The organism is Ramlibacter pallidus (genome assembly GCF_015070875.1).
Taxonomy (GTDB): Bacteria; Pseudomonadota; Gammaproteobacteria; order Burkholderiales; family Burkholderiaceae_C; genus Ramlibacter; species Ramlibacter pallidus.
In genome coordinates this window covers 176,376-198,543 of sequence record NZ_JADDIV010000005.1, presented here as the reverse complement: position 1 = coordinate 198,543, position 22,168 = coordinate 176,376, and the positions used below count along the sequence as shown (strand labels likewise).

General features: G+C 68.2%; 21 protein-coding genes and 1 tRNA gene. 14 read left to right on the top strand and 8 right to left on the bottom strand.

Translation table 11 applies throughout. From position 1 onward, the window contains the following. Positions 1–38: 38 nt before the first annotated feature. From ugpB to ugpQ, 5 genes are all read left to right on the top strand, one after another. Positions 39–1,349 (top strand): sn-glycerol-3-phosphate ABC transporter substrate-binding protein UgpB, encoded by a 1,311-nt coding sequence (ugpB, locus tag IM787_RS17905; protein ID WP_193678072.1) that lies wholly within the window; start codon positions 39–41, stop codon positions 1,347–1,349. A gap of 182 nt (positions 1,350–1,531) precedes the next feature. Next, complete coding sequence (ugpA, locus tag IM787_RS17900) at positions 1,532–2,413, top strand: sn-glycerol-3-phosphate ABC transporter permease UgpA (protein ID WP_193678071.1); 882 nt, start codon at positions 1,532–1,534, stop codon at positions 2,411–2,413. A gap of 1 nt (position 2,414) precedes the next feature. Further along, entirely contained in the window at positions 2,415–3,269 is an 855-nt protein-coding gene (ugpE, locus tag IM787_RS17895) for a sn-glycerol-3-phosphate ABC transporter permease UgpE (protein ID WP_193678070.1), read from the top strand. After that, on the top strand, positions 3,269–4,279 hold the full coding sequence (locus IM787_RS17890) for a sn-glycerol-3-phosphate import ATP-binding protein UgpC (protein ID WP_193678069.1): 1,011 nt from the start codon (positions 3,269–3,271) through the stop codon (positions 4,277–4,279). Before ugpE ends, IM787_RS17890 begins: the two co-directional genes overlap by 1 nt. Further along, positions 4,276–5,010 carry a glycerophosphodiester phosphodiesterase gene (gene ugpQ, locus IM787_RS17885; protein WP_193678068.1) on the top strand — a complete coding sequence of 245 codons (735 nt, stop codon included), beginning with the start codon at positions 4,276–4,278 and terminating at the stop codon, positions 5,008–5,010. The genes IM787_RS17890 and ugpQ overlap by 4 nt, the downstream gene beginning before the upstream one ends. Here the strand turns inward: ugpQ and IM787_RS17880 are convergent, their stop codons facing one another. The 3 genes from IM787_RS17880 to IM787_RS17870 all read right to left on the bottom strand — a co-directional run bounded on the left by IM787_RS17880 (position 5,011) and on the right by IM787_RS17870 (position 7,467). Further along, on the bottom strand, positions 5,011–5,601 hold the full coding sequence (locus tag IM787_RS17880; protein ID WP_193678067.1) for a DUF3501 family protein: 591 nt from the start codon (positions 5,599–5,601) through the stop codon (positions 5,011–5,013). Position 5,602: 1 nt separating this feature from the next. Then, entirely contained in the window at positions 5,603–6,958 is a 1,356-nt protein-coding gene (locus IM787_RS17875; RefSeq protein WP_193678066.1) for a (Fe-S)-binding protein, read from the bottom strand. A gap of 86 nt (positions 6,959–7,044) precedes the next feature. Next, positions 7,045–7,467, bottom strand: coding sequence for a rubrerythrin family protein (locus IM787_RS17870; RefSeq protein ID WP_193678065.1), 423 nt, complete (start codon positions 7,465–7,467; stop codon positions 7,045–7,047). 240 nt (positions 7,468–7,707) lie between these two features. Here IM787_RS17870 and IM787_RS17865 point away from each other — a divergent pair, with 240 nt between their 5' ends. Genes IM787_RS17865 through IM787_RS17850 form a run of 4 tightly spaced genes read left to right on the top strand, consistent with a single transcriptional unit; the run spans position 7,708 to position 13,122 of the window. Next, on the top strand, positions 7,708–8,325 hold the full coding sequence (locus tag IM787_RS17865; protein ID WP_193678064.1) for a VOC family protein: 618 nt from the start codon (positions 7,708–7,710) through the stop codon (positions 8,323–8,325). A gap of 41 nt (positions 8,326–8,366) precedes the next feature. After that, on the top strand, positions 8,367–10,085 hold the full coding sequence (locus tag IM787_RS17860; RefSeq protein WP_193678063.1) for an FAD-dependent oxidoreductase: 1,719 nt from the start codon (positions 8,367–8,369) through the stop codon (positions 10,083–10,085). After that, entirely contained in the window at positions 10,082–10,270 is a 189-nt protein-coding gene (locus IM787_RS17855) for a DUF2783 domain-containing protein (protein WP_193678062.1), read from the top strand. The genes IM787_RS17860 and IM787_RS17855 overlap by 4 nt, the downstream gene beginning before the upstream one ends. Positions 10,271–10,305: 35 nt before the next feature. Continuing rightward, the gene (locus IM787_RS17850) at positions 10,306–13,122 is read left to right on the top strand and encodes a valine--tRNA ligase (RefSeq protein ID WP_193678061.1); all 2,817 of its coding nucleotides are present in this window, start codon (positions 10,306–10,308) and stop codon (positions 13,120–13,122) included. Here IM787_RS17850 and IM787_RS17845 read toward each other — a convergent pair whose 3' ends face one another. Then, on the bottom strand, positions 13,123–14,130 hold the full coding sequence (locus tag IM787_RS17845; RefSeq protein WP_193678060.1) for an NAD(P)-dependent oxidoreductase: 1,008 nt from the start codon (positions 14,128–14,130) through the stop codon (positions 13,123–13,125). Positions 14,131–14,232: 102 nt separating this feature from the next. On the opposite strand from IM787_RS17845, the gene galU reads away from it, so the two are divergent. Continuing rightward, positions 14,233–15,120 carry a UTP--glucose-1-phosphate uridylyltransferase GalU gene (gene galU / locus IM787_RS17840; RefSeq protein WP_193678059.1) on the top strand — a complete coding sequence of 296 codons (888 nt, stop codon included), beginning with the start codon at positions 14,233–14,235 and terminating at the stop codon, positions 15,118–15,120. A 12-nt stretch (positions 15,121–15,132) separates the two neighbouring features. On the opposite strand, the gene IM787_RS17835 is transcribed toward galU, so the two are convergent. From IM787_RS17835 to cysM, 3 genes are read right to left on the bottom strand one after another with little or no spacing between them, the layout of a single operon-like run. Continuing rightward, positions 15,133–15,360 carry a sulfurtransferase TusA family protein gene (locus tag IM787_RS17835; RefSeq protein WP_193678388.1) on the bottom strand — a complete coding sequence of 76 codons (228 nt, stop codon included), beginning with the start codon at positions 15,358–15,360 and terminating at the stop codon, positions 15,133–15,135. Then, entirely contained in the window at positions 15,360–15,905 is a 546-nt protein-coding gene (locus IM787_RS17830; protein WP_193678058.1) for an NUDIX hydrolase, read from the bottom strand. Before IM787_RS17830 ends, IM787_RS17835 begins: the two co-directional genes overlap by 1 nt. Further along, positions 15,902–16,810 (bottom strand): cysteine synthase CysM, encoded by a 909-nt coding sequence (gene cysM / locus IM787_RS17825; RefSeq protein WP_193678057.1) that lies wholly within the window; start codon positions 16,808–16,810, stop codon positions 15,902–15,904. Before cysM ends, IM787_RS17830 begins: the two co-directional genes overlap by 4 nt. 39 nt (positions 16,811–16,849) lie before the next feature. On the opposite strand from cysM, the gene IM787_RS17820 reads away from it, so the two are divergent. Together IM787_RS17820 and IM787_RS17815 are read left to right on the top strand one after the other, a co-directional pair. Then, a tRNA-Leu gene (locus IM787_RS17820) sits at positions 16,850–16,936 on the top strand. A 229-nt stretch (positions 16,937–17,165) separates the two neighbouring features. After that, a complete protein-coding gene (locus IM787_RS17815) occupies positions 17,166–18,269 on the top strand; it encodes an MraY family glycosyltransferase (protein ID WP_193678056.1) in 1,104 nt (367 codons plus the stop codon). 9 nt (positions 18,270–18,278) lie between these two features. Here IM787_RS17815 and IM787_RS17810 read toward each other — a convergent pair whose 3' ends face one another. After that, positions 18,279–18,611, bottom strand: a complete 333-nt coding sequence (locus IM787_RS17810; RefSeq protein ID WP_193678055.1) for an H-NS histone family protein — start codon at positions 18,609–18,611, stop codon at positions 18,279–18,281. 126 nt (positions 18,612–18,737) lie between these two features. Here IM787_RS17810 and IM787_RS17805 point away from each other — a divergent pair, with 126 nt between their 5' ends. Next, positions 18,738–19,760: a S1C family serine protease gene (locus tag IM787_RS17805; RefSeq protein ID WP_193678054.1), complete on the top strand. Its 1,023-nt coding sequence runs from the start codon at positions 18,738–18,740 to the stop codon at positions 19,758–19,760. 301 nt (positions 19,761–20,061) lie between these two features. Next, a complete protein-coding gene (locus tag IM787_RS17800) occupies positions 20,062–22,164 on the top strand; it encodes a hypothetical protein (protein WP_193678053.1) in 2,103 nt (700 codons plus the stop codon). Positions 22,165–22,168 lie beyond the last annotated feature (4 nt).

Genomic DNA, 22,168 nt, shown 5'->3' with positions numbered 1-22,168 from the left:
AGTTACGCCCTTTGAGGCACACGCAACAGGAGTGATTGATGAAACTTAAGCTTTCTGCGCTGGCACTTTCGGCCGCATTTTTCGCCGCCGGGCCGGCCCAGGCGCAGACGGAGATCCAGTGGTGGCATTCGATGGGCGGCGCCCTGGGGGAGTGGGTGAACGACCTGGCCAAGGACTTCAACGCCAGCCAGAAGGACTACAAGGTGGTGCCCACGTTCAAGGGCAGCTACGCCGAGTCCATGACCGCCGGCATCGCCGCGTACCGCGCCGGCAATGCCCCGCACCTGATCCAGATCTTCGAGGTCGGCACCGCGACGATGATGAACGCCAAGGGCGCGATCGTGCCGGTGGCCGACGTGATGAACAAGGCCGGCCTGAAGTTCGACCCCAGCGTCTACGTGCCCGCCGTGGCCGGCTACTACACGGCCCCCAACGGCCAGATGCTGAGCTACCCGTTCAACAGCTCCACGCCCGTCTTCCACTACAACAAGGACGCGTTCAAGGCCGCCGGCCTGGACCCGGAGAACCCGCCCAAGACCTGGCCTGAAGTGGCCCTGGCGGCCGCCAAGCTGAAGGCTTCCGGCCACAAGTGCCCGTTCACCACCAGCTGGATCAGCTGGACGCAGCTGGAGACCTTCTCGGCCTGGCACAACGTGCTGTACGCGTCAAAGAACAACGGCTTCGGCGGCCTCGACACGCGCCTGGCGTTCAACAGCCCGCTGCACGTGCGCCACATCGAGAATCTGGGCAACATGGCCAAGAGCGGCCTGTTCGTCTACAAGGGCCGCGAGAACAAGGCCGACTCCACCTTCGTGTCCGGCGAGTGCGCCATGATCACCGGCTCGTCGGGTCTCTCCGGCAACGTGAAGCGCAACAGCAAGTTCGGCTATGGCATCGGCACCCTGCCCTACTACCCGGACGTCCCCGGCGCCCCGCAGAACACCGTCATCGGCGGCGGCAGCCTGTGGGTCATGGCCGGCAAGAAGCCCGAGGAGTACAAGGGCGTCGCGCTGTTCCTGGCCCACCTGTCCAAGCCGGAAGTCGCGGCGGCCAGCCACCAGCGCACGGGCTACCTTCCGGTGACCAAGGCCTCGTTCGAGCTGACGGAGAAGTCCGGCTTCTACAAGCAGAACCCCGGCTTCGACGTCTCGGTGAACCAGATGGTGCGCAAGACCACCGACAAGTCGCGCGGGGTGCGCCTGGGCAACTTCGTCCAGATCCGCACGATCATCGACGAGGAACTGGAAGGCGTCTGGCAGGGCAACAAGAGCGCGAAGGAAGCCCTGGACAATGCCGTGAAGCGCGGCAACGAACAGCTCGAGCGCTTTCAGAAGGCCAACAAGGGCTAAAGCCCTTGCCGTCCTTCTGGCGCGCTCCGCTGCTCGCATCGGATTGACGGCACCCCCTCCCCAGCCCTCCCCCGCCAAGCGGGGGAGGGTTTCAGGGAGAACAACGATCCTTAGGGTGGGCAAGCACGTTTTGCCCACCTTTTTTGTTTGGCACCTCGACAGTTCATAGACAATACGCGCCCATGGAGAAGAGGGTCTTATTCAAATCGGCGTGGCTGCCGTGGGTGCTGATCGCGCCCCAGATGGCCATCATCCTGGTGTTCTTCTTCTGGCCCGCGGGCCAGGCGCTGTACCAGAGCGTGCTGCAGGAAGACGCGTTCGGCTCGAGCAGCGAGTTCGTCGGGCTGGAGAACTTCCAGCGCCTGTTCAACGATCCCGGCTACCTCGACTCGTTCCGCATCACGGCGCTTTTCTCGGCGCTGGTGGCGGTGGGCGGACTGGCGGTCTCGCTGCTGCTGGCCGTCATGGCCAACCGCGTCGTGCGCGCGGCGGGCATCTACAAGACGCTGCTGATCTGGCCGTATGCCGTCGCCCCCGTGGTGGCCGGCGTGCTGTGGCTGATGATGTTCGCGTCTCCCTACGGCGTGATCCGCTACGCCCTCATCGAGATGGGCTTCGAGTGGAACCACGTGCTCAATGGCAACCACGCGATGGCCCTGATCGTGATGGCCGCGATCTGGAAGCACATCTCGTACAACTTCCTGTTCTTCCTGGCCGGCCTGCAGTCCATCCCGCACTCGCTGATCGAGGCCGCCACGATCGACGGCGCCGGCCCCTGGAAGCGCTTCTGGAGCATCGTCTGGCCGCTGCTGTCTCCCACGACCTTCTTCCTGCTGGTGATCAACGTCGTCTACGCGTTCTTCGAGACCTTCGCGATCGTCGACGCCGCCACCAACGGCGGCCCGGGCAAGGACACCTCCATCCTCGTCTACAAGGTCTACTACGACGGCTTCAAGGCGATGGACATCAACGGCTCCGCCGCGCAGTCGGTGGTGCTGATGGTGATCGTCGTCGCGCTGACGGTCGTGCAGTTCAAGTTCGTCGAGAAGAAGGTGCATTACTGACATGATCCAGCGCACCCCCATCCTCAATTTCTTCTCGCACCTGATCCTGATCCTCGGGGTCGTGGTCGTCTTCTTCCCGATCTACGTGACCTTCATCGGGTCGACGCAGACGGCGGAGCAGATCAACTCCAGCAACCCCATCTCGCTGCTGCCCGGCAGCAACATGCTCGAGAGCTACCGCTTCGCCCTGTTCGGCGGCAAGACGGAAGCCGGCGCCACCGTCGCCCCGGCGATGCCCATGATGGGCATCAGCCTGGCGAGCGCGCTGATCATCGCCATCGGCAAGATCGCCATCTCGATCCTGTCGGCCTTCGCCATCGTCTACTTCCGGTTCCCCGCGAAGAACATCGTGTTCTGGATGGTGTTCGTCACGCTGATGCTGCCGGTGGAGGTGCGCATCGGCCCGACGTACGAGGTGATCTCGGACCTGAGGATGCTCAACTCGATGGCCGGCCTGACGGTACCGCTGATCGCGTCGGCGACCGCCACGTTCCTGTTCCGGCAGTTCTTCATGACGGTGCCCGACGAACTGGTGGAAGCGGCGCGCATGGACGGTGCCGGGCCGATGCGCTTCTTCAAGGACGTGCTGCTGCCGCTGTCGAAGACCTCCATGGCCGCCCTGTTCGTCATCCAGTTCATCTACGGCTGGAACCAGTACCTCTGGCCGCTGCTGGTGACGACCGACGAGCGCATGTACCCGATCGTGATGGGCATCAAGCGCCTGATGTTCGGCGAGGTCTACGTCGAGTGGAACGTCGTGATGGCCACCGCGATCCTCGCGATGCTGCCGCCGGCGGTGGTGGTGATCCTGATGCAGAAGTGGTTCGTCAAGGGCCTGGTCGATACGGAAAAGTAATGGCTTCTATCTCTCTTCGCAACGTCGTCAAGAAGTACGGCAAGGGCAAGCAGGAACTGCAGGTGATCCACGGCGTGAACGCCGAGATCGCCGACCGCGAGTTCATCGTCATCGTCGGGCCCTCCGGCTGCGGCAAGTCCACGCTCCTGCGCATGGTCGCGGGGCTGGAAGAGATCAGCGGCGGCGAGATCGCCATCGGCAGCCGCGTGGTGAACGACCTCGAACCGGCCGAGCGCGACATCGCCATGGTGTTCCAGAACTACGCGCTGTACCCGCACATGAGCGTGTTCGAGAACATGGCGTACGGCCTGAAGATCCGCAAGATGCCGATCGAGGAGATCAAGCAGCGCGTCGACAAGGCCGCCGGCATCCTCGAGCTGGGCCACCTGCTCGATCGCAAGCCGCGACAGCTCTCGGGCGGCCAGCGCCAGCGCGTCGCCATGGGCCGCGCCATCGTGCGCCAGCCGCAGGTGTTCCTGTTCGACGAGCCGCTGTCCAACCTCGACGCCAAGCTGCGCGCGCAGACCCGCCTGGAGATCCAGAAGCTGCACCGCGAACTGGGCATCACTTCGCTGTTCGTCACGCACGACCAGGTCGAGGCCATGACCCTGGCGCAACGGATGATCGTGATGAACGCCGGCAACATGGAGCAGTTCGGCACGCCGGAAGAGGTCTACCACCGCCCGGCGTCCACCTTCGTGGCCAGCTTCATCGGCTCGCCGCCCATGAACCTGCTGAAGAATGCGCAGGGCGGCCGCGCCGGGGCGATCACGGGCATCCGCCCGGAGCACCTGGACGTGAGCGACAGCGGCTGGGAGGTGCGCACGGAAACGGTCGAACTGCTCGGTGCCGAGCGCCTGGTCTACGGCCGTATCAATGGCGAACAGGTGATCGTGCGCATCGAGGAAGGTGCGCCCTCGCCGGCGCCCGACGAGGTCATCCGCGTGAAGCCGCGCGAAGACCGCCTGCACTGGTTCGACGCCGCCAGCGGCAAGCGCCTCGCGGCATGACGCCCTGGCCTTACCCGCAGTGGGTGGCCCACCGCGGCGCGGGCAAGCTCGCGCCGGAGAACACGCTGGCCGCCTTCAAGCTCGGTGCCGAGCACGGCTACCGCATGTTCGAATGCGACGTGAAGCTGTCGGCGGACGGCGTGCCCTTCCTGATGCACGACGCGACGCTGGAACGCACGACCAACGGCGTGGGCACCGGCGGTGACCAGCCGTGGGACCAGCTGTCGCGGCTGGACGCGGGGAGCTGGCATTCCCGCGCCTACGCCGGCGAACCGCTGCCGACCTTCGAGAACATCGCGCGCTACTGCCTGGCCAACCGCTTCTTCCTGAACATCGAGATCAAGCCCACGCCCGGCTTGGAAGCGAAGACCGGCGAGGTGGTGGCGAACCATGCCGCCCGCCTGTGGGCCGGCCAGGACGTCCCGCCCGTCCTCACGTCGTTCCGTCCCGAGTCGCTGCTGGCTGCCCTGCAGGCGCAGCCGCAGCTGCCGCGCGGCCTGCTGCTGGACACGCTGTGGGACGGCTGCTGGGACTACGCGCAGAAGCTGCAGTGCATGGCGGTGGTCTGCAACCACGCCCTGTGGGACGCCGCCACCGTGGCCAAGGCGAAGGGCCTCGGCATGCGCTGCCTGAGCTACACGGTGAACGACGAGTGGGCCGCCCAGCGGCTGCTGGACCTGGGCACCGACGCGGTCATCACCGACCGCGTGGACCTCTTCCCCGCGGCCTGATCAGCGCAGGTCGCCCGCCAGCGAGGCCAGGGTCTCGGGCGCCAGCGTGACGTGCGCCGGGTAGTTGGTGTGGTCGCACCCCAGCTTCACGGACGCGCCGGCCTGCACGGCCGCACGCAGGGCCGCCCCGAGTTCGAAGCGCAGGAAATGCACCGCGGAGGTCTTCTCCTCGTTGTCGCGCGGCAGGTCCTCGTCGGCGATGGCGTAGACGCGCGCGTGCCCCTCGACTTCGACGAACATGCGGTCCTGCACGCCGATCAGGCGCGCCAGCTCGCGGCGCCGCTCGTTGATGTCCGGGTATTCGATCAGCATCGTGGCCTTCCAGTTGCCGCCGTCCGGCACCAGCGCCGCGTAGGCGTCGACTTCGGCCTGGATGCCCTCTTCCTCGAAGATCTTCTCGATGCGCAGCATCTCCTGCACCTGGTAGCGCATGGTCAGTTCGCTCTCGAACTGCACCGTGATGTGCTCCCCGAGGGCCACGCTGCGCAGCTTGCGGTGCGCGATCACTTCCTTCTGGTGGAGCTTGCGCCACTTCGCATAGGCCTCCAGCGTCATCAGGCTGTCGGCGGTGATGCGGCCGGTCAACTGCATGTCATTCGTCCAGGCCGTAGGCGGTGCGCAGCAGCGTGAGCGGGTGCGCCAGGCGTGGCGCACCCAGCTGGTTGCGGTCGAATCCCTGGGCGATGTGGTGGCCGCCCAGCGGGCAGTCGGAGCTGATGTAGTCGGGTGCGCCGCCCTGCGGGTGCTCCGCCATGCGCTTGAAGAGCGGCTTGCCGATCTTCATCGCGACCTCGTGGTAGGGCTTCTTGACGCCGAAGGTCCCGGCATGCCCCGAACAGCGTTCGTTGGTGTGCACCGAGGTGCCGGGCACCATCTTCAGCATCTCCTCGGTCTTCTTCCCGAAGTTCTGCACCCGGCTGTGGCAGGGGACGTGGTAGCTCACCTTGCCCAGCGGCGTGGGGAACTCGGTCTTGATCAGGCCGTCGCGCCGGCGCGCGGCGAGGTACTCGAACGGGTCCCACATCGCCGCCTTCACGGCCTGCACCTCGGCGTCGTCCGGGTACATCAGCGGGATCTCCTGCTTGAACATCAGGGTGCAGCTGGGCACCGCGGACAGGATCGCGTAGCCCTCGGCCGCATACCTGGCCAGCACCGGGATGTTGGCGCGCTTGCTCGCATCCACCGACTCCAGGTCGCCCAGCTCCAGCTTGGGCATGCCGCAGCACTTCTCCTTCTCGACGAGCACGTACGGGATCTCGTTGTGCGCGAGCACCTTCAGCAGGTCGAGCCCGATGCCGGGCTCGTTGTAGTTGATGTAGCAGGTCGAGAAGATCGCCACCTTGCCGGGCGTGCGTTCGCCGTTCTTCACCGGCAGGTCCGCCGATGCCGGCGCCGCCTTGCGGAACTTGCGGGTGGCGAGGGCCGGCAGCCAGGCGTTGCGGTCGACATGCAGCGTGCTTTCCATCAGCGCGCGCACCGGCTTCGTCTGGTTCACCGCGTTGACGACCTGCACGACCACCGGGATGCCCGCGAGTTGCCCGTGCACGTCGGTCGACGACATGAGCTTCGAGCCCGCGTCGACGCCGCCCTTGCGGAACTTGATCGCCTTGGCCCGCAGCATGGTGTGCGGGAAGTCCAGGTTCCATTCGTGCGGCGGCACATAGGGACACTTGGTCATGTAGCAGAGGTCGCACAGGTAGCACTGGTCGACGACCTTCCAGTAGTCCTTCCGGTCCACGCCATCGAGCTCGCCCGTCCGGCCTTCGTCCACCAGGTCGAACAGGGTGGGGAAGGCCCCGCACAGGCTGACGCAGCGGCGGCAGCCGTGGCAGATGTCGAAGATGCGCTCCATTTCCCGGAAGGCCGCCGCCTCGTCGTGGTACTCCGGCGTCTTCCAGGCGATGGGATGGCGGGTCGGCGCCTCGAGGCTGCCTTCTCGGACGGGCATGCGGTCTCCGTGTGCGTTCTGCGTTGCGCGGGACGTCCGGCGAAGGGCGCCGGCATCCGCCGCGCCGTCCGCTCGATGCCCGGCGCTCAGTCGGCCAGTTCGTTCAGCGCCTTGGTGTAGCGGTTCGCGTGCGACCGCTCCGCCTTGGCGAGGGTCTCGAACCAGTCGGCGATCTCGTCGAAGCCTTCCTCGCGGGCGGTGCGCGCCATGCCCGGGTACATGTCGGTGTACTCGTGGGTCTCGCCCGCCACGGCCGCCTTGAGGTTGTCGCGCGTGCTGCCGATCGGCAGCCCGGTGGCCGGGTCGCCGCACTGCTCCAGCCATTCGAGGTGGCCGTGCGCGTGGCCCGTCTCGCCCTCGGCCGTGGAACGGAACAGCGCCGCCACGTCGTTCTGCCCTTCCACGTCGGCCTTGTTCGCGAAGTACAGGTAGCGGCGGTTGGCCTGGGACTCGCCGGCGAACGCGGCCTTCAGGTTCTCTTCGGTCTTCGATCCTTTGAGGGCTGCCATGGATGTCTCCTGGGTTGCGGGGTGAAGAAGCCTGCCCCGGATGCGCCGGGGACGCTGCAAAGGGTAGTGAGGCGAGGCAGCGCCGTCTAATAGCCTGCCTCAATGGCAAGCCATGGCCGATGGCTATGAAATCGATCCAGTTGATAAGCGTTCTCGAACCGGTCGGCATGGACGCGTTTGGCCGCCGCTGAGCGTTACGTTATAGTAAATGCATTACGCATAGTTGAATCAGGAGCCCCCATGGCCGCCGTCCTGAAGGACCCGCAGACCCTGCCCGCGCCCGCGCCGATCCACCAGCTGCACCACTACGCCTACCGGGCGAAGGACGCGGAGGAGACGCGCCACTTCTACGAGGACATCCTCGGCCTGCCGCTGTACCACATCATCCAGAGCGACGTGGTGCCCAGCACCGGCGAGTACTGCCCGTACACGCACTTCTTCTTCCGCCTGCAGGACGGCTCGTTCATCGCCTTCTTCGACCTCGGCGACGACCAGGCGGCGGAGCCCTCGCCCAACACGCCGAAGTGGGTCAACCACATCTCCTTCCGCGTCGACTCCGTGCAGGCGCTGCGCGACATGAAGGCCCGGCTGGAGGCGCACGGCGTCGAGGTGCTCGGCATCACCGACCACCACATCTTCCACAGCATCTACTTCTTCGACCCGAACGGCGTGCGCCTGGAACTCACCGCGCAGCTGGCCGACGAGTTCCAGATGCTGCAGGAGAGCAAGACGGCGCACGCGCGCCTGAAGGAGTGGACCGCGCGCAAGGAGCAATGGCGCCGCGACCGCGCCGAGGGCAAGGCGGCCGCGCCGCTCAAGCCGCAGCAGAACGACCGGCCGGAGTTCGTGAAGAAATAGGTCGGCAGGCCTGCCGCGCCGGCAGGCGAACAGGAGGCAAGATGGCGGATCGCTACGCCGAGATGGCGCATTCCAACGGCTATGAGTTCACCTCCGGCAGCGGCTACGAGCTGCCGGAGTACCCCTTCCGCGAACCGCCGGAGATCGCCTCCGGCCAGGCGAGCCACCATCCCGTCGTGATCGTGGGCGGCGGCATCACGGGGCTCACGGCGGCCTGCGCGCTGGCGCAATACGGCATCCCCGCGGTGCTGCTCGACGAGGACAACACGGTCGGCGTGAAGGGCGCGTCGTCGCGCGGCATCTGCTACACGCAGAAGTCGCTGGAGATCTTCGAGCGCCTGGGCATCTACGGTCACATCGCGGCCAAGGGCATCCAGTGGAGCGTCGGGCGCACCTTCGCCGGCAACGACGAGGTGTATTCGTTCGACCTGCGCCAGCAGAGCGCCTACAACCTCTCCACCCAGCCCCCCTTCATCAACATCCAGCAGTTCTACATCGAGGCCTACCTCGTCGATCGCATCTATGCGCTGGGCCAGGTCGAACTGCGCTGGCAGAACCGCGTCACGTCCTTCCGCCAGGACGGCGAGGCGGCAACGCTGGCCGTCACGACGCCCGCGGGCGACTACACCCTGCGCGCCGACTACGTGATCGACGCCACCGGCTCGCACAGCCCTTTCCGCCAATGGGTGGGCGCCTCCGTCACGGCGAAGAAGGGTGACGACCGCTGGTGCATCGCCGACGTGCGCTTCACCAAGACCCCGCCGGTGGAGCGGCACACCTGGATCGAGGCGCCCTTCAACGAGAACCGCGCGGTCTGGCAGCACCTGATGGGCGACAACGTCTGGCGCATCGACTACCAGATGGCGCCCGATGCCGACCCGGCGGAGGTGAGCCGGGAAGACGTCGTCCGCGAGCGGCTCACGCGCCAGTTCGGTGCCGATGCCGGCATCGAGATCGTCTGGGTCGGGCCTTACGCATACCGCAGCGAATGCGTCGACCGGATGCGGCACGGGCGCGTCTTCTTCATGGGCGACTCGGCCAAGGTGGTCAGCCCGTTCGGCGCGCGCGGCGGCAACACCGGCATCGCGGACGCGGACAACCTGGCCTGGAAGCTCGCCGCCGTGCTGCACGGCCGCGCCGCCCCCGCCCTGCTGGACAGCTACCACGAGGAGCGGCACGAGGCGGCGCAGCAGAACGTGCTGGTCACCAACCGCACCGCGCGCTACCTGCGCCCGGCAACGCCGGTCGAGAAGCTGTTCCGGGACGCAGCCTTGAGCCTGGCGCGGCAACAGGTGTTCGCCCGGATGTTCGTGAACACGGGGCGCATGGCGATCGCGAATCCGTACACGCGCACGAGCGCCTGCGACCGCACCGGCGGGCAGTCGGTGCAGAACGTGGCTTTCGAATGGGCCGACGGCAGCCGCGGCGAAGTGAACGACCTGCTGCGCTGGGCCGACGGTGCCTTGCTGGTGCTGCTGTTCGGCACGGCCTCCGCGGGCGCCCTGGCCCGGCTGCGCGGCCTCGCCGAGACGGCCCCGGTGCGCTGCGTGCAGGTGCTGGGCCCGCAGGACCGGCCCGGCGCCCTCGAGCACGTCCGCGACCCGAAGGGCCACCTGCAGGGTGCCTGCCACGTCTTCGGGCATGCGTGGGCCCTGGTGCGGCCGGACAGCTACGTCGCCGCCACGGGCGAAGGCGTGGACGCCTTCCTGGTGCACGCCGTCGGCCAGGCCCTCGGCGCGCAACTGGAGGAGAACGCATGAAACCGACCCTGAGCCAGCCGGACGCCGACGCGTTCTACGAGCAGCTGCTCGATGCGCACCAGGGCCTGGACGAACGCCAGTCCGCCCTGCTGAACGCGCGCCTGATCCTCCTGCTCGCGAACCAGGTGGGCGATGCCAGGGCGCTGAAGGAATGCGTGGAGGCGGCGCGGCAGCTTCCCTCCTGAAGGCACGGCACCGGGCGGGCTCTTAAAATCCCCCGGTGAGCAACGAACAACCTGGGCTGAACAGCCTCTCCAAGTCCTTCGAACCCGCCGCCATCGAGGCCAAGTGGGGACCGCTGTGGGAACAGCGCGGCTATGCGCGCGCGGGCTTCCGCGGCACCGGCGAGCCGCGGGCCGGCGAACCCTCGTTCGCCATCCAGCTGCCGCCGCCGAACGTCACCGGCACCCTGCACATGGGGCACGCGTTCAACCAGACGATCATGGACAGCCTCACGCGCTACCACCGGATGCGCGGGTTCAACACGCTGTGGGTCCCGGGCACGGACCACGCCGGCATCGCCACGCAGATCGTCGTCGAACGCCAGCTGCAGGAACAGGGCACGAGCCGCCACGACCTCGGCCGCGAGGACTTCGTGCGCAAGGTCTGGGAGTGGAAGGAGAAGTCCGGCAACACCATCACCACGCAGATGCGCCGCATGGGCGACAGCGTGGACTGGTCGCACGAGTACTTCACGATGGACGAGAAGCTCTCGAAGATCGTGACGGAAACCTTCGTGACGCTGTACCGCCAGGGCCTGATCTACCGCGGCAAGCGGCTGGTGAACTGGGACCCGGAGCTGAAGACGGCGGTGAGCGACCTGGAGGTCGAGAGCGAGGAGGAGGACGGCTTCCTCTGGCACATCCGCTACCCCCTTTCCGACGGCTCCGGCCACCTGACGGTGGCCACCACGCGTCCCGAGACGATGCTCGGCGACGTGGCGGTGATGGTGCATCCCGAGGACGAACGCTATCGGCACCTGGTCGGCAAGTCGGTGCGGCTGCCGCTCAGCGAGCGCGACATCCCCATCATCGCCGACGACTACGTCGACAAGGCCTTCGGCACCGGCGTCGTGAAGGTCACGCCCGCGCACGACGCGAACGACTACGCCGTGGGCCAGCGCCACCAGCTGCCGATGATCGGCGTGCTGACGCTGGACGCGAAGATCAACGAGCACGCGCCGGCGGCGTACCAGGGGCTCGACCGTTTCGTCGCGCGCAAGAAGGTCGTGGCGGACCTGGAGGCGCAGGGCCTGCTGGCCGAGACGAAGAAGCACAAGCTGATGGTGCCGCGCTGCGCCCGCACCGGCCAGGTCGTCGAGCCCATGCTCACCGACCAGTGGTTCGTGGCGATGACGAAGGCCAGCGCGCAGGATCCCACGGGCAAGTCCATCGCGCAGAAGGCCATCGACGCCGTCGACAGCGGCGCGGTGCGCTTCGTGCCGGAGAACTGGGTCAACACCTACAACCAGTGGATGCACAACATCCAGGACTGGTGCATCTCGCGCCAGCTCTGGTGGGGCCACCAGATCCCCGCCTGGTACGACGAGCTCGGCAACGTGTACGTCGCGCGCAGCGAGGAAGAAGCGCAGGCGCAGGCGCCCGGGCACAAGCTCGTGCGCGACGCCGACGTGCTGGACACGTGGTACTCCTCCGCGCTGGTGCCCTTCTCCACGATGGGCTGGCCGGAGAAGACGCAGGACATGGACCTGTACCTGCCCTCCAGCGTGCTGGTGACCGGCTACGACATCATCTTCTTCTGGGTCGCCCGGATGATCATGATGACGACCCACTTCACGGGGCAGGTGCCGTTCCGCCACGTCTACATCCACGGCCTGGTGCGCGATGCGCAGGGCCGCAAGATGAGCAAGTCCGAAGGCAACGTGCTGGACCCGGTCGACCTGATCGACGGCATCGCCCTGGCACCGCTGCTGGACAAGCGAACGACCGGCCTGCGCAAGCCGGAGACGGCACCCGCCGTGCGCAAGAACACGGAGAAGGAATTCCCGGAGGGCATCCCGGCGTATGGGGCCGATGCGCTGCGCTTTACCTTTGCGGCGCTGGCCACGCTGGGCCGCTCGATCAACTTCGACGCCAAGCGCTGCGAGGGCTACCGCAACTTCTGCAACAAGCTCTGGAATGCGACGCGGTTCGTACTGATGAACTGCGAGGGCCACGACCTGTCGGAACAGGGCGCCACGCTCACGCAGGCGGACCGCTGGATCATCTCGCGCCTGCAGAAGGCCGAGGCGGCCGTCGCCGCCGGCTTCGCCGAGTACCGCCTCGACAACGTCGCCAACACGGTCTACCAGTTCGTCTGGGACGAGTACTGCGACTGGTACCTCGAGATCGCGAAGGTGCAGGTGCAGGGCGGCGACGCTGCGCAGCAGCGCGGCACGCGCCGCACGCTGATCCGCGTGCTCGAGGCCATCCTGCGGCTGGCCCATCCCGTGATCCCGTTCATCACCGAGGAGCTGTGGCAGAAGGTCGCGCCCGTCGCCGGCAAGACCGGCGACTCCATCAGCGTGGCTCCCTATCCCGAGAGCAACCCCGCCAACGTGAGCCCCGAGGCCGAAGCCTGGATGGCGCGCCTGAAGGCGGTGGTGGATGCATGCCGGACCCTGCGCGGGGAGATGAACGTGTCGCCCGGCACCCGCCTGCCCGCCTACGTGCTCGGAGACGCGGCATTCATCCGCGAAGCGGCGCCCGTGCTGCAGGCCCTCGCGAAGCTCAGCGAAGTGAAGGTCTTCGAGGACGAGGCCTCCTGGGCCGCGGCCGCCCAGGCCGCGCCCGTGGCGGTCGCCGGGGATGCGCGCCTGTGCCTGTACATGGAGATCGACGTGGCGGCCGAGAAGGCACGCGTCACGAAGGAGATCGCCCGCCTGCAGGGGGAACTCGCCAAGGCGAACGGCAAGCTGTCCAACGAGGCCTTCGTGGCGAAGGCACCGGCGGCCGTGATCGAGCAGGAGCGCAAGCGGATCGCCGAATTCACCGCCCTGCTGCAGAAGCTGCAGGAACAGCTCCGGCGCCTGGGCTGATCAGACGAGGTCCTGCGGCCGGCTGGCCGGCACGCTCTCGGGGTTGTCCAGCCCCATGGGCGCGCTCAGGATGGTGTCGTACCCCGAATTGCGCGGGGCGGTCAGCGTCTCGTGCAGGCGCTGCGCCACGTACCAGCTCGCGCGCAGGCGCGACTCGCGCGTGAGCGACCCGAGCCGCGGCGTGAGGTGCAGGTTCTGCGCGTCGTGCAGCGGCGTGCCGCGCGACGCGAACCCGTTCTCCGCGCCATCGAGCATGGCGGCTTCGATGCGGCCGTCCTTCAGCGCGGCGGCGAGCGCCTCCGGCTCGAACAGCGCGGACCGCGTGGTCCCCACCCAGACCTGGCCCTTCCTGCAGTTCGCCAGCACCGCCTCGTTGACGAAGTGGTGGTAGCGGGACGCGTAGAGCACCTGCACCGAGACGGCGTCCGCCTGCGCGGTGAGCTCCTGCAGCGTCACCGGGCGGATCTTCAGGCGCTGCCAGATGCTCGCCGTGTGGTGCACCGCAGGGTCGTACCCGATCAGCTTGGCGCCCAGCGAATCCAGCATGGCGGCCAGCGCATGGGCCGACGGGGCCAGGCCCAGGAAGCCGATGGTGCTGCCATGCACCTCGCGGCCGATCGTCCCGGGTGCATGGCGTTCGCCGCGCAGCGTGGCGCCGATGCCGCGCCGGTACAGCAACAGCAGGCTGGCCAGCAGGAATTCGGCGTTGGAGCGCACGTGCGCGTTGATGGCCTGGACCACGCGCACGCGGCGGTCGCGGCACGCCTCGAGGTCGGTGTTGTCGGTGCCGACGTGCATGCGGGCGACGGCGCGCAGCACGGGCGCGAAATCGAGAAACTCGCGGGTGACGGCGACCTTGCGTGGCAGCACGAGGGCCTGCACGTTGTAGAGCTGCTTGCGCAGCTCGGCCGGCTCGGCGGCGAGCTCCGGCCGGTACGCGACCTGGTGCCGCGCTTCCAGCCATGCGTGGGCCTCGGGGACCAGCCGCTCAAGAAGGAGAATTTCCAAGGGGGACGTTCCTCGCCTTCACCGGAATGACCGCTTCTTCAGCACAATGAACGGCCTCTCGAGAGAATCCGCAGACTCTAGCCTTACAAGAACACACCGTCGATGAAAAAGTTCACACATGTTAACAAAGCGGTCTTTCCCGTCGCGGGCCTGGGAACACGCTTCCTTCCGGCCACCAAGGCGCAGCCCAAGGAAATGCTGCCGGTGGTGGACAAGCCCCTGATCCAGTACGCCGTCGAGGAGGCCTATGAGGCCGGCATCCGGCACATGATCTTCGTGACCGGGCGCAACAAGCGCGCGATCGAGGACCACTTCGACACCGCCTACGAGCTCGAGAGCGAACTCGAGGCCGGCGGCAAGGAAGAACTGCTGGAGATGGTGCGCACCCTGGCACCGGCCGACATGGACTGCTCCTACGTGCGGCAGCCGCGGTCGCTGGGGCTCGGCCATGCGGTCCTGTGCGCGCGCCACATCGTGCGCAACGATCCCTTCGCCGTGCTGCTTGCCGACGACCTCATGATCGGCAACGAGGGCGGACCGGGCGTCCTCACGCAGATGGTGGACGTGTTCATGCGGGTGCAGAGCTCCGTGCTCGCCGTGCAGGAGGTGCCGCTGGAGCACGTCAAGCGCTATGGCATCGTGGCCGGGGAGCCGGCAGGCGAACGGCTTGTGAAGGTCTCGCAGATGGTGGAGAAGCCCTCGCCGGAGAAGGCACCGTCGCGCCTGGGCGTGGCCGGCCGCTACATCCTGACGCCCTCCGTCTTCGACCGCATCGAGAACCAGCCGCGCGGCAGCGGCGGGGAGATCCAGCTCACGGACGGGATCGCGCAACTGATCGCGACGGAAGGCGTCTACGCCTACCGCTACGAGGGCAAGCGCTACGACTGCGGCAGCAAGCAGGGCTTCCTGGAAGCGTCCGTCGACTTCGCCCTGAAGCACCCTGAGGTGGGCGCGTCGTTCCGCGAATACCTTTCCGGGCTGAAGATCTAAGGGACCCGGCGCTCAGCGCCGGCGCAGGACGTGGATGTACTCCTCGCCCACGGTCTGCTGTTCCACCAGGTCGTTGCCGGTCTGGCGGGAGAAGGCCTGGAAGTCACGCAGCGACCCGCCGTCGGTGGAAACCACCTTCAGCAGCTGACCGCTCTGCATGTCGGTCAGCGCCTTCTTCGCCTTCAGGATGGGCAAGGGGCAGTTCAGCCCCCGCGTGTCGATTTCCTTGTCGATCTGCATCATGTCTCCTCGCTGCGCCGCGGCGGTTCCATGAACCTCGGCTCGTGGCCCCGGCTGCGCAGCCAGTCGGCGAGTGCCTGGCCCGTGCCGGCGGGCCAGCAACGCAGCTGGTCCAGGGCGAAGAGCCGGTACTCGGCGAGTTCCGGGGACAGCTTCACCTCGCCTTCGCAGACCGCATGGTAGGCGATGATGACCTGGTTCATGCGCTGGAAGTCGTAGACCCCGATGAGGTCCAGGGACTCGGCACGCAGGCTGGTCTCCTCGGCGATCTCGCGGCGGATGCCCTCCTGCGGCGTCTCGCCGGCCTCCATGAAGCCCGTGACCAGGGCGAACATCTTCTGCGTCCACGCGGCGTTGCGGGCCAGCAGCACCTGGCCCCGGTACTCGATGACGGCCGCGAGCACGGGGGTCGGGTTGTTCCAGTGCGTCCAGCCGCAGGCCGCGCAACGCAGCCGCTGCTTGTCACCGCCGTCCTCCCGTTGCACGATCCATGACAGCGGCGCCGCGCACTGCGGGCAGAACCGGTACTCCGCAGGGGCGCTCACGCGGGAAACACGCCGGTCGAAAGGTAGCGGTCCCCGCGATCGCACACCACGAAGGCGATGGTGGCGTTCTCGACCTGGCGCGCGACCTGCTGGGCCACCCAGCAGGCGCCGGCGGCCGAGATCCCGGCGAAGATGCCCTCCTCGCGCGCGAGGCGCCGGCACATCTCCTCGGCGTCGTCCTGGCTCACGTACACCAGTTCGTCGACGGCGGACGGATCGTAGATCTTCGGCAGGTATTCCTGCGGCCACTTGCGGATGCCCGGGATGCGCGAGCCTTCGCTGGGCTGGGCGCCGATGATGCGCACGGCCGGGTTCTTCTCCTTCAGGAAGCGGGACACGCCCGTGATCGTGCCCGTCGTGCCCATCGCACTGACGAAATGGGTGATGCGGCCGTGCGTCTGCTCCCACAGCTCCGGCCCGGTGGTCTCGTAATGGATGCGCGGGTTGTCCGCGTTGGCGAACTGGTCGAGCACGCGGCCCTTGCCCTCGCGCTGCATGTTCTCCGCCAAGTCGCGCGCGTACTCCATGCCGCCGCTCTTGGGCGTCAGCAGCAGTTCGGCGCCGAAGGCCTTCATGGTCTGGGCCCGCTCCACCGACAGGTCCTCCGGCATGATGAGCACCATCCGGTAGCCCTTGATGGCTGCCGCCATGGCCAGCGCGATGCCGGTGTTGCCGGACGTGGCTTCGATCAGGGTGTCGCCGGGCTTGATGTCGCCGCGCTCCTCGGCGCGCTGGATCATGGAGAGCGCCGGGCGGTCCTTCACCGAGCCCGCGGGATTGTTGCCTTCGAGCTTGCCCAGGACGACGTTGCCACGCGGCCCGTTTTCAGCCGCGCCGATGCGTTGCAGGGCCACCAGCGGGGTCTTGCCGATCGCGTCCTCGATCGTTGGATAAGAGGGATGCATGGAACGACTGTGCCATAATTTCCGGTTCCCCTTCCCGCTGCCGGAGTGGCGAAATCGGTAGACGCAGCAGACTCAAAATCTGCCGGTGGCAACACCGTGCCGGTTCGATTCCGGCCTCCGGCACCAAGGCCCGCCCCGGTCAGCAAGCGGGCAGGTTTACGCAAGTTCCCCAGTCATGACACCCTGAAACGTGTGAATCCGGGCACACTTCGCCGCTGCCATCGTGGTGTCACATCCATTTGCCCCAATGGAAGGATTGCCATTGACGGGTGTTTTGCAATAAAGTGCGTCTCCCTGTCACAGTTTGTGGCATTTGCCCCAAGCCCGAGGTGATGGAGATGGAGAAGAGGTCGTCTTGCTGTCCCTGAGTCCGTTCTGGTCGATTGCCCTCACGCTGGTCGTCGCGCTGGTGCTGGCGCAAGCCCTCGTGCTGAGCGCGCACAAGCACGGCCATCTCACGATGGACCTGCCCACGGGCGTCCAGAAGTTCCACTCCGTGCCGACCCCCCGCGTGGGCGGCATCGCCATCTATGCCGGCGTCACCGCCGCCTGGGCGCTCATCGCGGGCGAACACGAGCGCCGGCTGCTGTCGGTCATCCTCCTGGCCGGCATGCCCGCGTTGCTGGTCGGCCTGCTGGAAGACGTCACCAAGCGGGTGAGCGTGCGCACCCGGCTGCTGGTGACCATGGGCGCCGGCGGGCTGGCGGCGGTGCTCACGGGCATCGGCCTCACCCGCGTCGACATTCCCCTGGCGGACGTCCTCCTGTCGGTCTGGCCGCTCGCCGTCCTGTTCACCGCGTTCGCGGTGGGCGGGGTGGCCAACGCGATCAACATCATCGACGGCTTCCATGGCCTGGCCAGCGGCACCGTGATCATCTCCACCGCCGCCCTGGCGGCGATCGCCTATGCCCTGGGCGACGCCCCGCTGGCCATCGCCGCGCTGGTCGTGGCCGCGGCCATGGGCGGGTTCTGGCTGGTGAACTACCCCTGGGGCAAGCTGTTCCTGGGTGATGGCGGCGCCTATTTCTCCGGCTTCGCCCTGGCGTGGCTGTCGGTGGAACTGCTCGCCCGCAATCCCTCGGTTTCGCCGTGGGCGAGCGTCCTCCTGTGCGGTTACCCGACGATCGAGGTCGTCTACAGCATCCTGCGCCGCCGCAAGCTGCGGCAGTCGCCCGGCCAGGCGGACCGCCACCACCTGCACAGCCTGGTGGCCCTGCGGATCGTGCACCCGCGCCTGAGCGGCGCCCGCCCGAACGTCCGCAACGCGGCGGTCTCCCTGGTGATGTGGGTCTGTGCGGCCGTGCCGGTCATCCCGGCCATCCTGTTCCCGACCCGGCCGGACATCCTCCTGCCGGCACTCGGTGGCTGCGCCCTCGCGTACCACCTGTTCTACCGCCGGCTGGCGGACAGCTCCGAGGCCGGCAACGCCGCCGATTCCGCGGCCGATGTGCGCGCCTGAGGGCGCCGGCTAGCGCCCGTTCACCGCGAAGTCTTCGAGGCTGCGCCCCTCCTTGAGGGCCTGCGTCACCCATTGCGGCTTGCGGCCCCGGCCGCCGGACCAGGTCTCCCCGTTCGGCCCGCGGTATTTCACCGGCGCCTTGGCCACGGATTTCCCCGGCTTCGCGCGCTGCGCCATCCCAGGTCCGGAACGGGCAAATCCCAGGTCCGCGGCCGTCAATCCATAAAGATCGATCTTGCGCCGGATATCCGCGATGGCATCCGCGATTTCCTGCTCGCGCATCCTTTCGGCTTCGGCCAGCAGCTTTTCGGCCTGCTCTTTCAATTCCTGGTAGGTCGCCACGGAGATTCCTCGGGAATTCGGAAAAGCCGGATTATGCAAAAACGGCTCCCTTGAATTACGAAAGACCGGCGCTTGCACGGCCCCGGGATTTGGCGCATTCTGGCTGTCCACTCCGGGGGAGTTCCCATGTCGCTGCTGCACCGCGCGCGCCGGCTGGCCGCGTTCTTCCTGGGCACCGGGCTGCTGGCGGCGGCACACGCGGCGTCGCCTGCCGCCGCGCCGCCGGGCATCGACACCATGGCGCGTGCCCTGGAAGCGGTGGTCGGCGTGCAGGTCACGGCCGCGGAGGGAGCACGTTCGGCCGAGACCCTCGGCCGGCAGCGCAACGGCTCCGGCGTCGTGATCGGACCGGACGGCCTGATCCTCACGATCGGGTACCTGCTGCTCGAGGCGGACGCGATCCAGGTGACCACGCATGACAACCGGATCATTCCGGCGCGCCCGGTCGGCTATGACCTCGCCACCGGATTCGGGCTGCTGCGCACGCTGCTGCCCCTGCGCGGCGTGCAGCCCGTGATGCTCGGAAGCGCGGCGGGCGCCGCCCCCCGCGCGCCGCTGGTGGCCGCCACAGGCGGAGAGGACGGCGGCATCGCGCTCACGCGCCTGGTGGCCAACCGGCCGTTCTCGGGCTACTGGGAGTACCACATCGAAAGCGCGCTGTTCACGAGCCCGCCGCTGCGCAACCACAGCGGCGCGGCCCTGTTCAACCCGCGCGGCGAGTTGCTGGGCATCGGGAGCCTGTTCGTGGGCGACACCGCCGACGACCGCAGCGGCCAGCCCGGGAACATGTTCGTGCCGGTGGACCTCCTCAAGCCGGTTCTCGCGGAGATGCAGCAGACCGGCAGTACCCAGGCCAGCCGGCGCCCCTGGCTCGGTGTGAGCTCCGCCGAGCGGGGCGGGCGCGTATATGTGGTGCGCGTCAACCGGGAGGGCCCGGCGAGCGAAGCGGGTCTCGCGCCCGGCGACGTGGTGCTCGCCGTCGACGGCGAACAGGTCGGCACGCTGGAAGCGTTCTACAAGCGGCTGTGGGCGCGCAACGATCCGGAGGCCGAGGTCCGGCTGACGGTGCAGCAAGGGTCGCAGGTGCGGCAACTGACGATCAAGGGCGTCGACCGCATGAAGACCCTGCGCAAGCCGTCCGGCATCTGAATCCGGCCGTTCGGGATCTGACAGCCGTGTCCGACACGGCCTCCGGATGAAGGCTGACAGGAAGGCAGGCCGTGGTCCCTAGCCTTGGCGGTCGGCACAACCGGGGGAGCGCAGGCATGGAGCCAGTTTCGGGGAAGGGCGCGGAAGTCGCGGGCACGGGCCCCGGATGGCGTCCATGGCTGCGGGTCGCCCTCGCTGCCCTGGCGTTGCTGGTCGCGTCGGAAGCGCTGTGGCTCTGGCAGACCTGGCCGGTGCGTGAACTGCTCCAGCCGCCGGCGACGTCCCGCCCCGCGGGGGCCCGATGAGGAACTTCCTCGACTGGCTTCGCCCCGCACCGGGGCGCTTGCAGCGCATCGCGCTGGCGATGGTCTGGCTGCTGCTGGCGGTCTGGGCCACCGGCATCCTGCTCGCCGCGGTGCAGCTCGGTACATGGCGGCAGGAGCTCACGCGCACGCTGACGCATCTCAACGCCGACGCGTATTTCCGCGCCCGCGTGCAGAACCGCGAGTCGGTGGATCCCGAGTGGTACCGGCGCAAGGCGACGGCGCTCATCTCCGCCACCGAGCGGCTGCAACGCGACACGCTGTGGACCCTCTTCCTCCCGGGTTCCTGGGCCGCCTTCGACCGGCTCGAGGAGCAGGTCCAGGCCCGCCTCGCACGCGAGTTCGGCGACATCGTCGTCGAGACGGTGCGCCGCGAGCTCTATGCCCGTGCATCGACGCTGACCGGCGTTGCGCTGGTGCGCCGGACGGGCGACCTGCAGGCCGGCGCGGAGTGCCAGTCCCCGGTGCCGCGCGACGTCGAGCGCAAGCTCGCCGCCACGGCCGAGGACCTGCCCGAGTTCGTCGCCGTCACGGACTACGTGGCGGCGGTCGAGCGTCTCGACGCGGCCGTGCAGTCCTTCCTGTCCCTGCACTACAGCGTCGGCCATCCCGAGCAGCTGCGCCAGCTGCTCGCCTACACCCTGGGCAAGGACGTTCCGGGCGCACTGGCGGGCAGCGTGCGCATGTTCCAGGGCGCCGACGAGGTCGACGTGCAGCGCTCGCTCATGCTGGCCCGCCTGCAGTGGGCCACGCGTTGCTCGCTGGGCAAGGCGATGGGCGCGCTGCACACCCGCCTGCTGAACACCAACGACCTGTTCGCCCTGGAGCAGGGGCTGGTCGAACGCAGCACCGGCTTGTTCGAGGTCTCCGCGCGCCCCGCCGCTTTCGACCGCACGCTGGAGCGTTACCGCGCGGTCCATGCCCTGCTGGAAGACCAGCATGCACTGCTGGCGCGCGGCCGCAACGACTGGATGCGGCAGGCGAAGCTGCAGCTGGGGCCGGCCTACCAGGACGTGATGCGGCGCATCGAGCGCACCCGCCTGTTCGGGCCGGAGATGGTGCACCAGCTGCACCACCAGTCGGGCGCGGCCTTCGCCGAGTTCCGCCGCCACTTCGAGGAGGCCTTCGGCAGCCGCGGGCAGGCCGGCATCGTGTGGGTGGACGGCGAGCAGCGCTTCGCCCTCTCCGGCGAGCGCGGGGCGTTGCGCGCGGGACTGGCGGGGCTGCTCCAGGCCTCCTTCATGGCCGAAGAGCCCGCCCCGGCCGGCCGGAGCGTGCGCGAGAACCCGAACCTCGCCAGGGTCACGCAGGAGGCCAGGGCGCTGGCCGCCGAACGCGCGCGCGTCAGGGCGGAAGTGCTGCCCCTCTTCCCTGCGCAGGCACAGCCCGTGGTCGCACGGGTGGTGGACGCGCGGGTCGCGGAACTGATCTACCAGCGGGCCTACCGCACGCTGCAGTCCGCCTGGCCGGCGGAACGGAAGGTGCCGTTCGATGCCCTCCTGTTCCGCCAGCAGCGCGAGCAGGTCGCGCATCTGCAGGCCGTCCTGAAGGAAACGGGAGCCGGCGCGCTGGGCGAGCGCCTGGAAGCCACGCTGGACGCCGAACTGGCGCGGCGGCTGGCGGCGCTGCACGACGAATGGCAGCAGCATCCGCTGCAGGACGCGCGCGCCACGGATTTCGCCGCGTGGCAGGGCGAACCCCTGTCACCGGCGCAGGCCCTGGGCGCGGCGCCTGCCCGCCTGGAAGCGCTCGTGCAGCAGGCGCAGCCGCTGCTCGCCCTCGGCAGCCCTCGGCTGCTGGCCGACGCCTCCGCGGCGCGCTGGCCCGCGCTGCAATCGGAGCTTCAACGCTACCAGGCCCGCGCCGGCGACAGCAGCTTGCTGCGGCTGGAACGCTACCTCGCCGCGCTCGGCCCCGACCTGCGCCGGGACAACTGCGCGGAGCGGCTGGCCGCTGCGCCCGCCCCCGCCGGCGACGACGAGATCGCGCAGCGGCACCTGCAGGTGCACCAGGGGCTGTCCTTGCGCTGCCACCAGTTGCGCACCCAGGCCAGCGCGCCCGCGGACAGCGCGGCGCAGTAGCCGG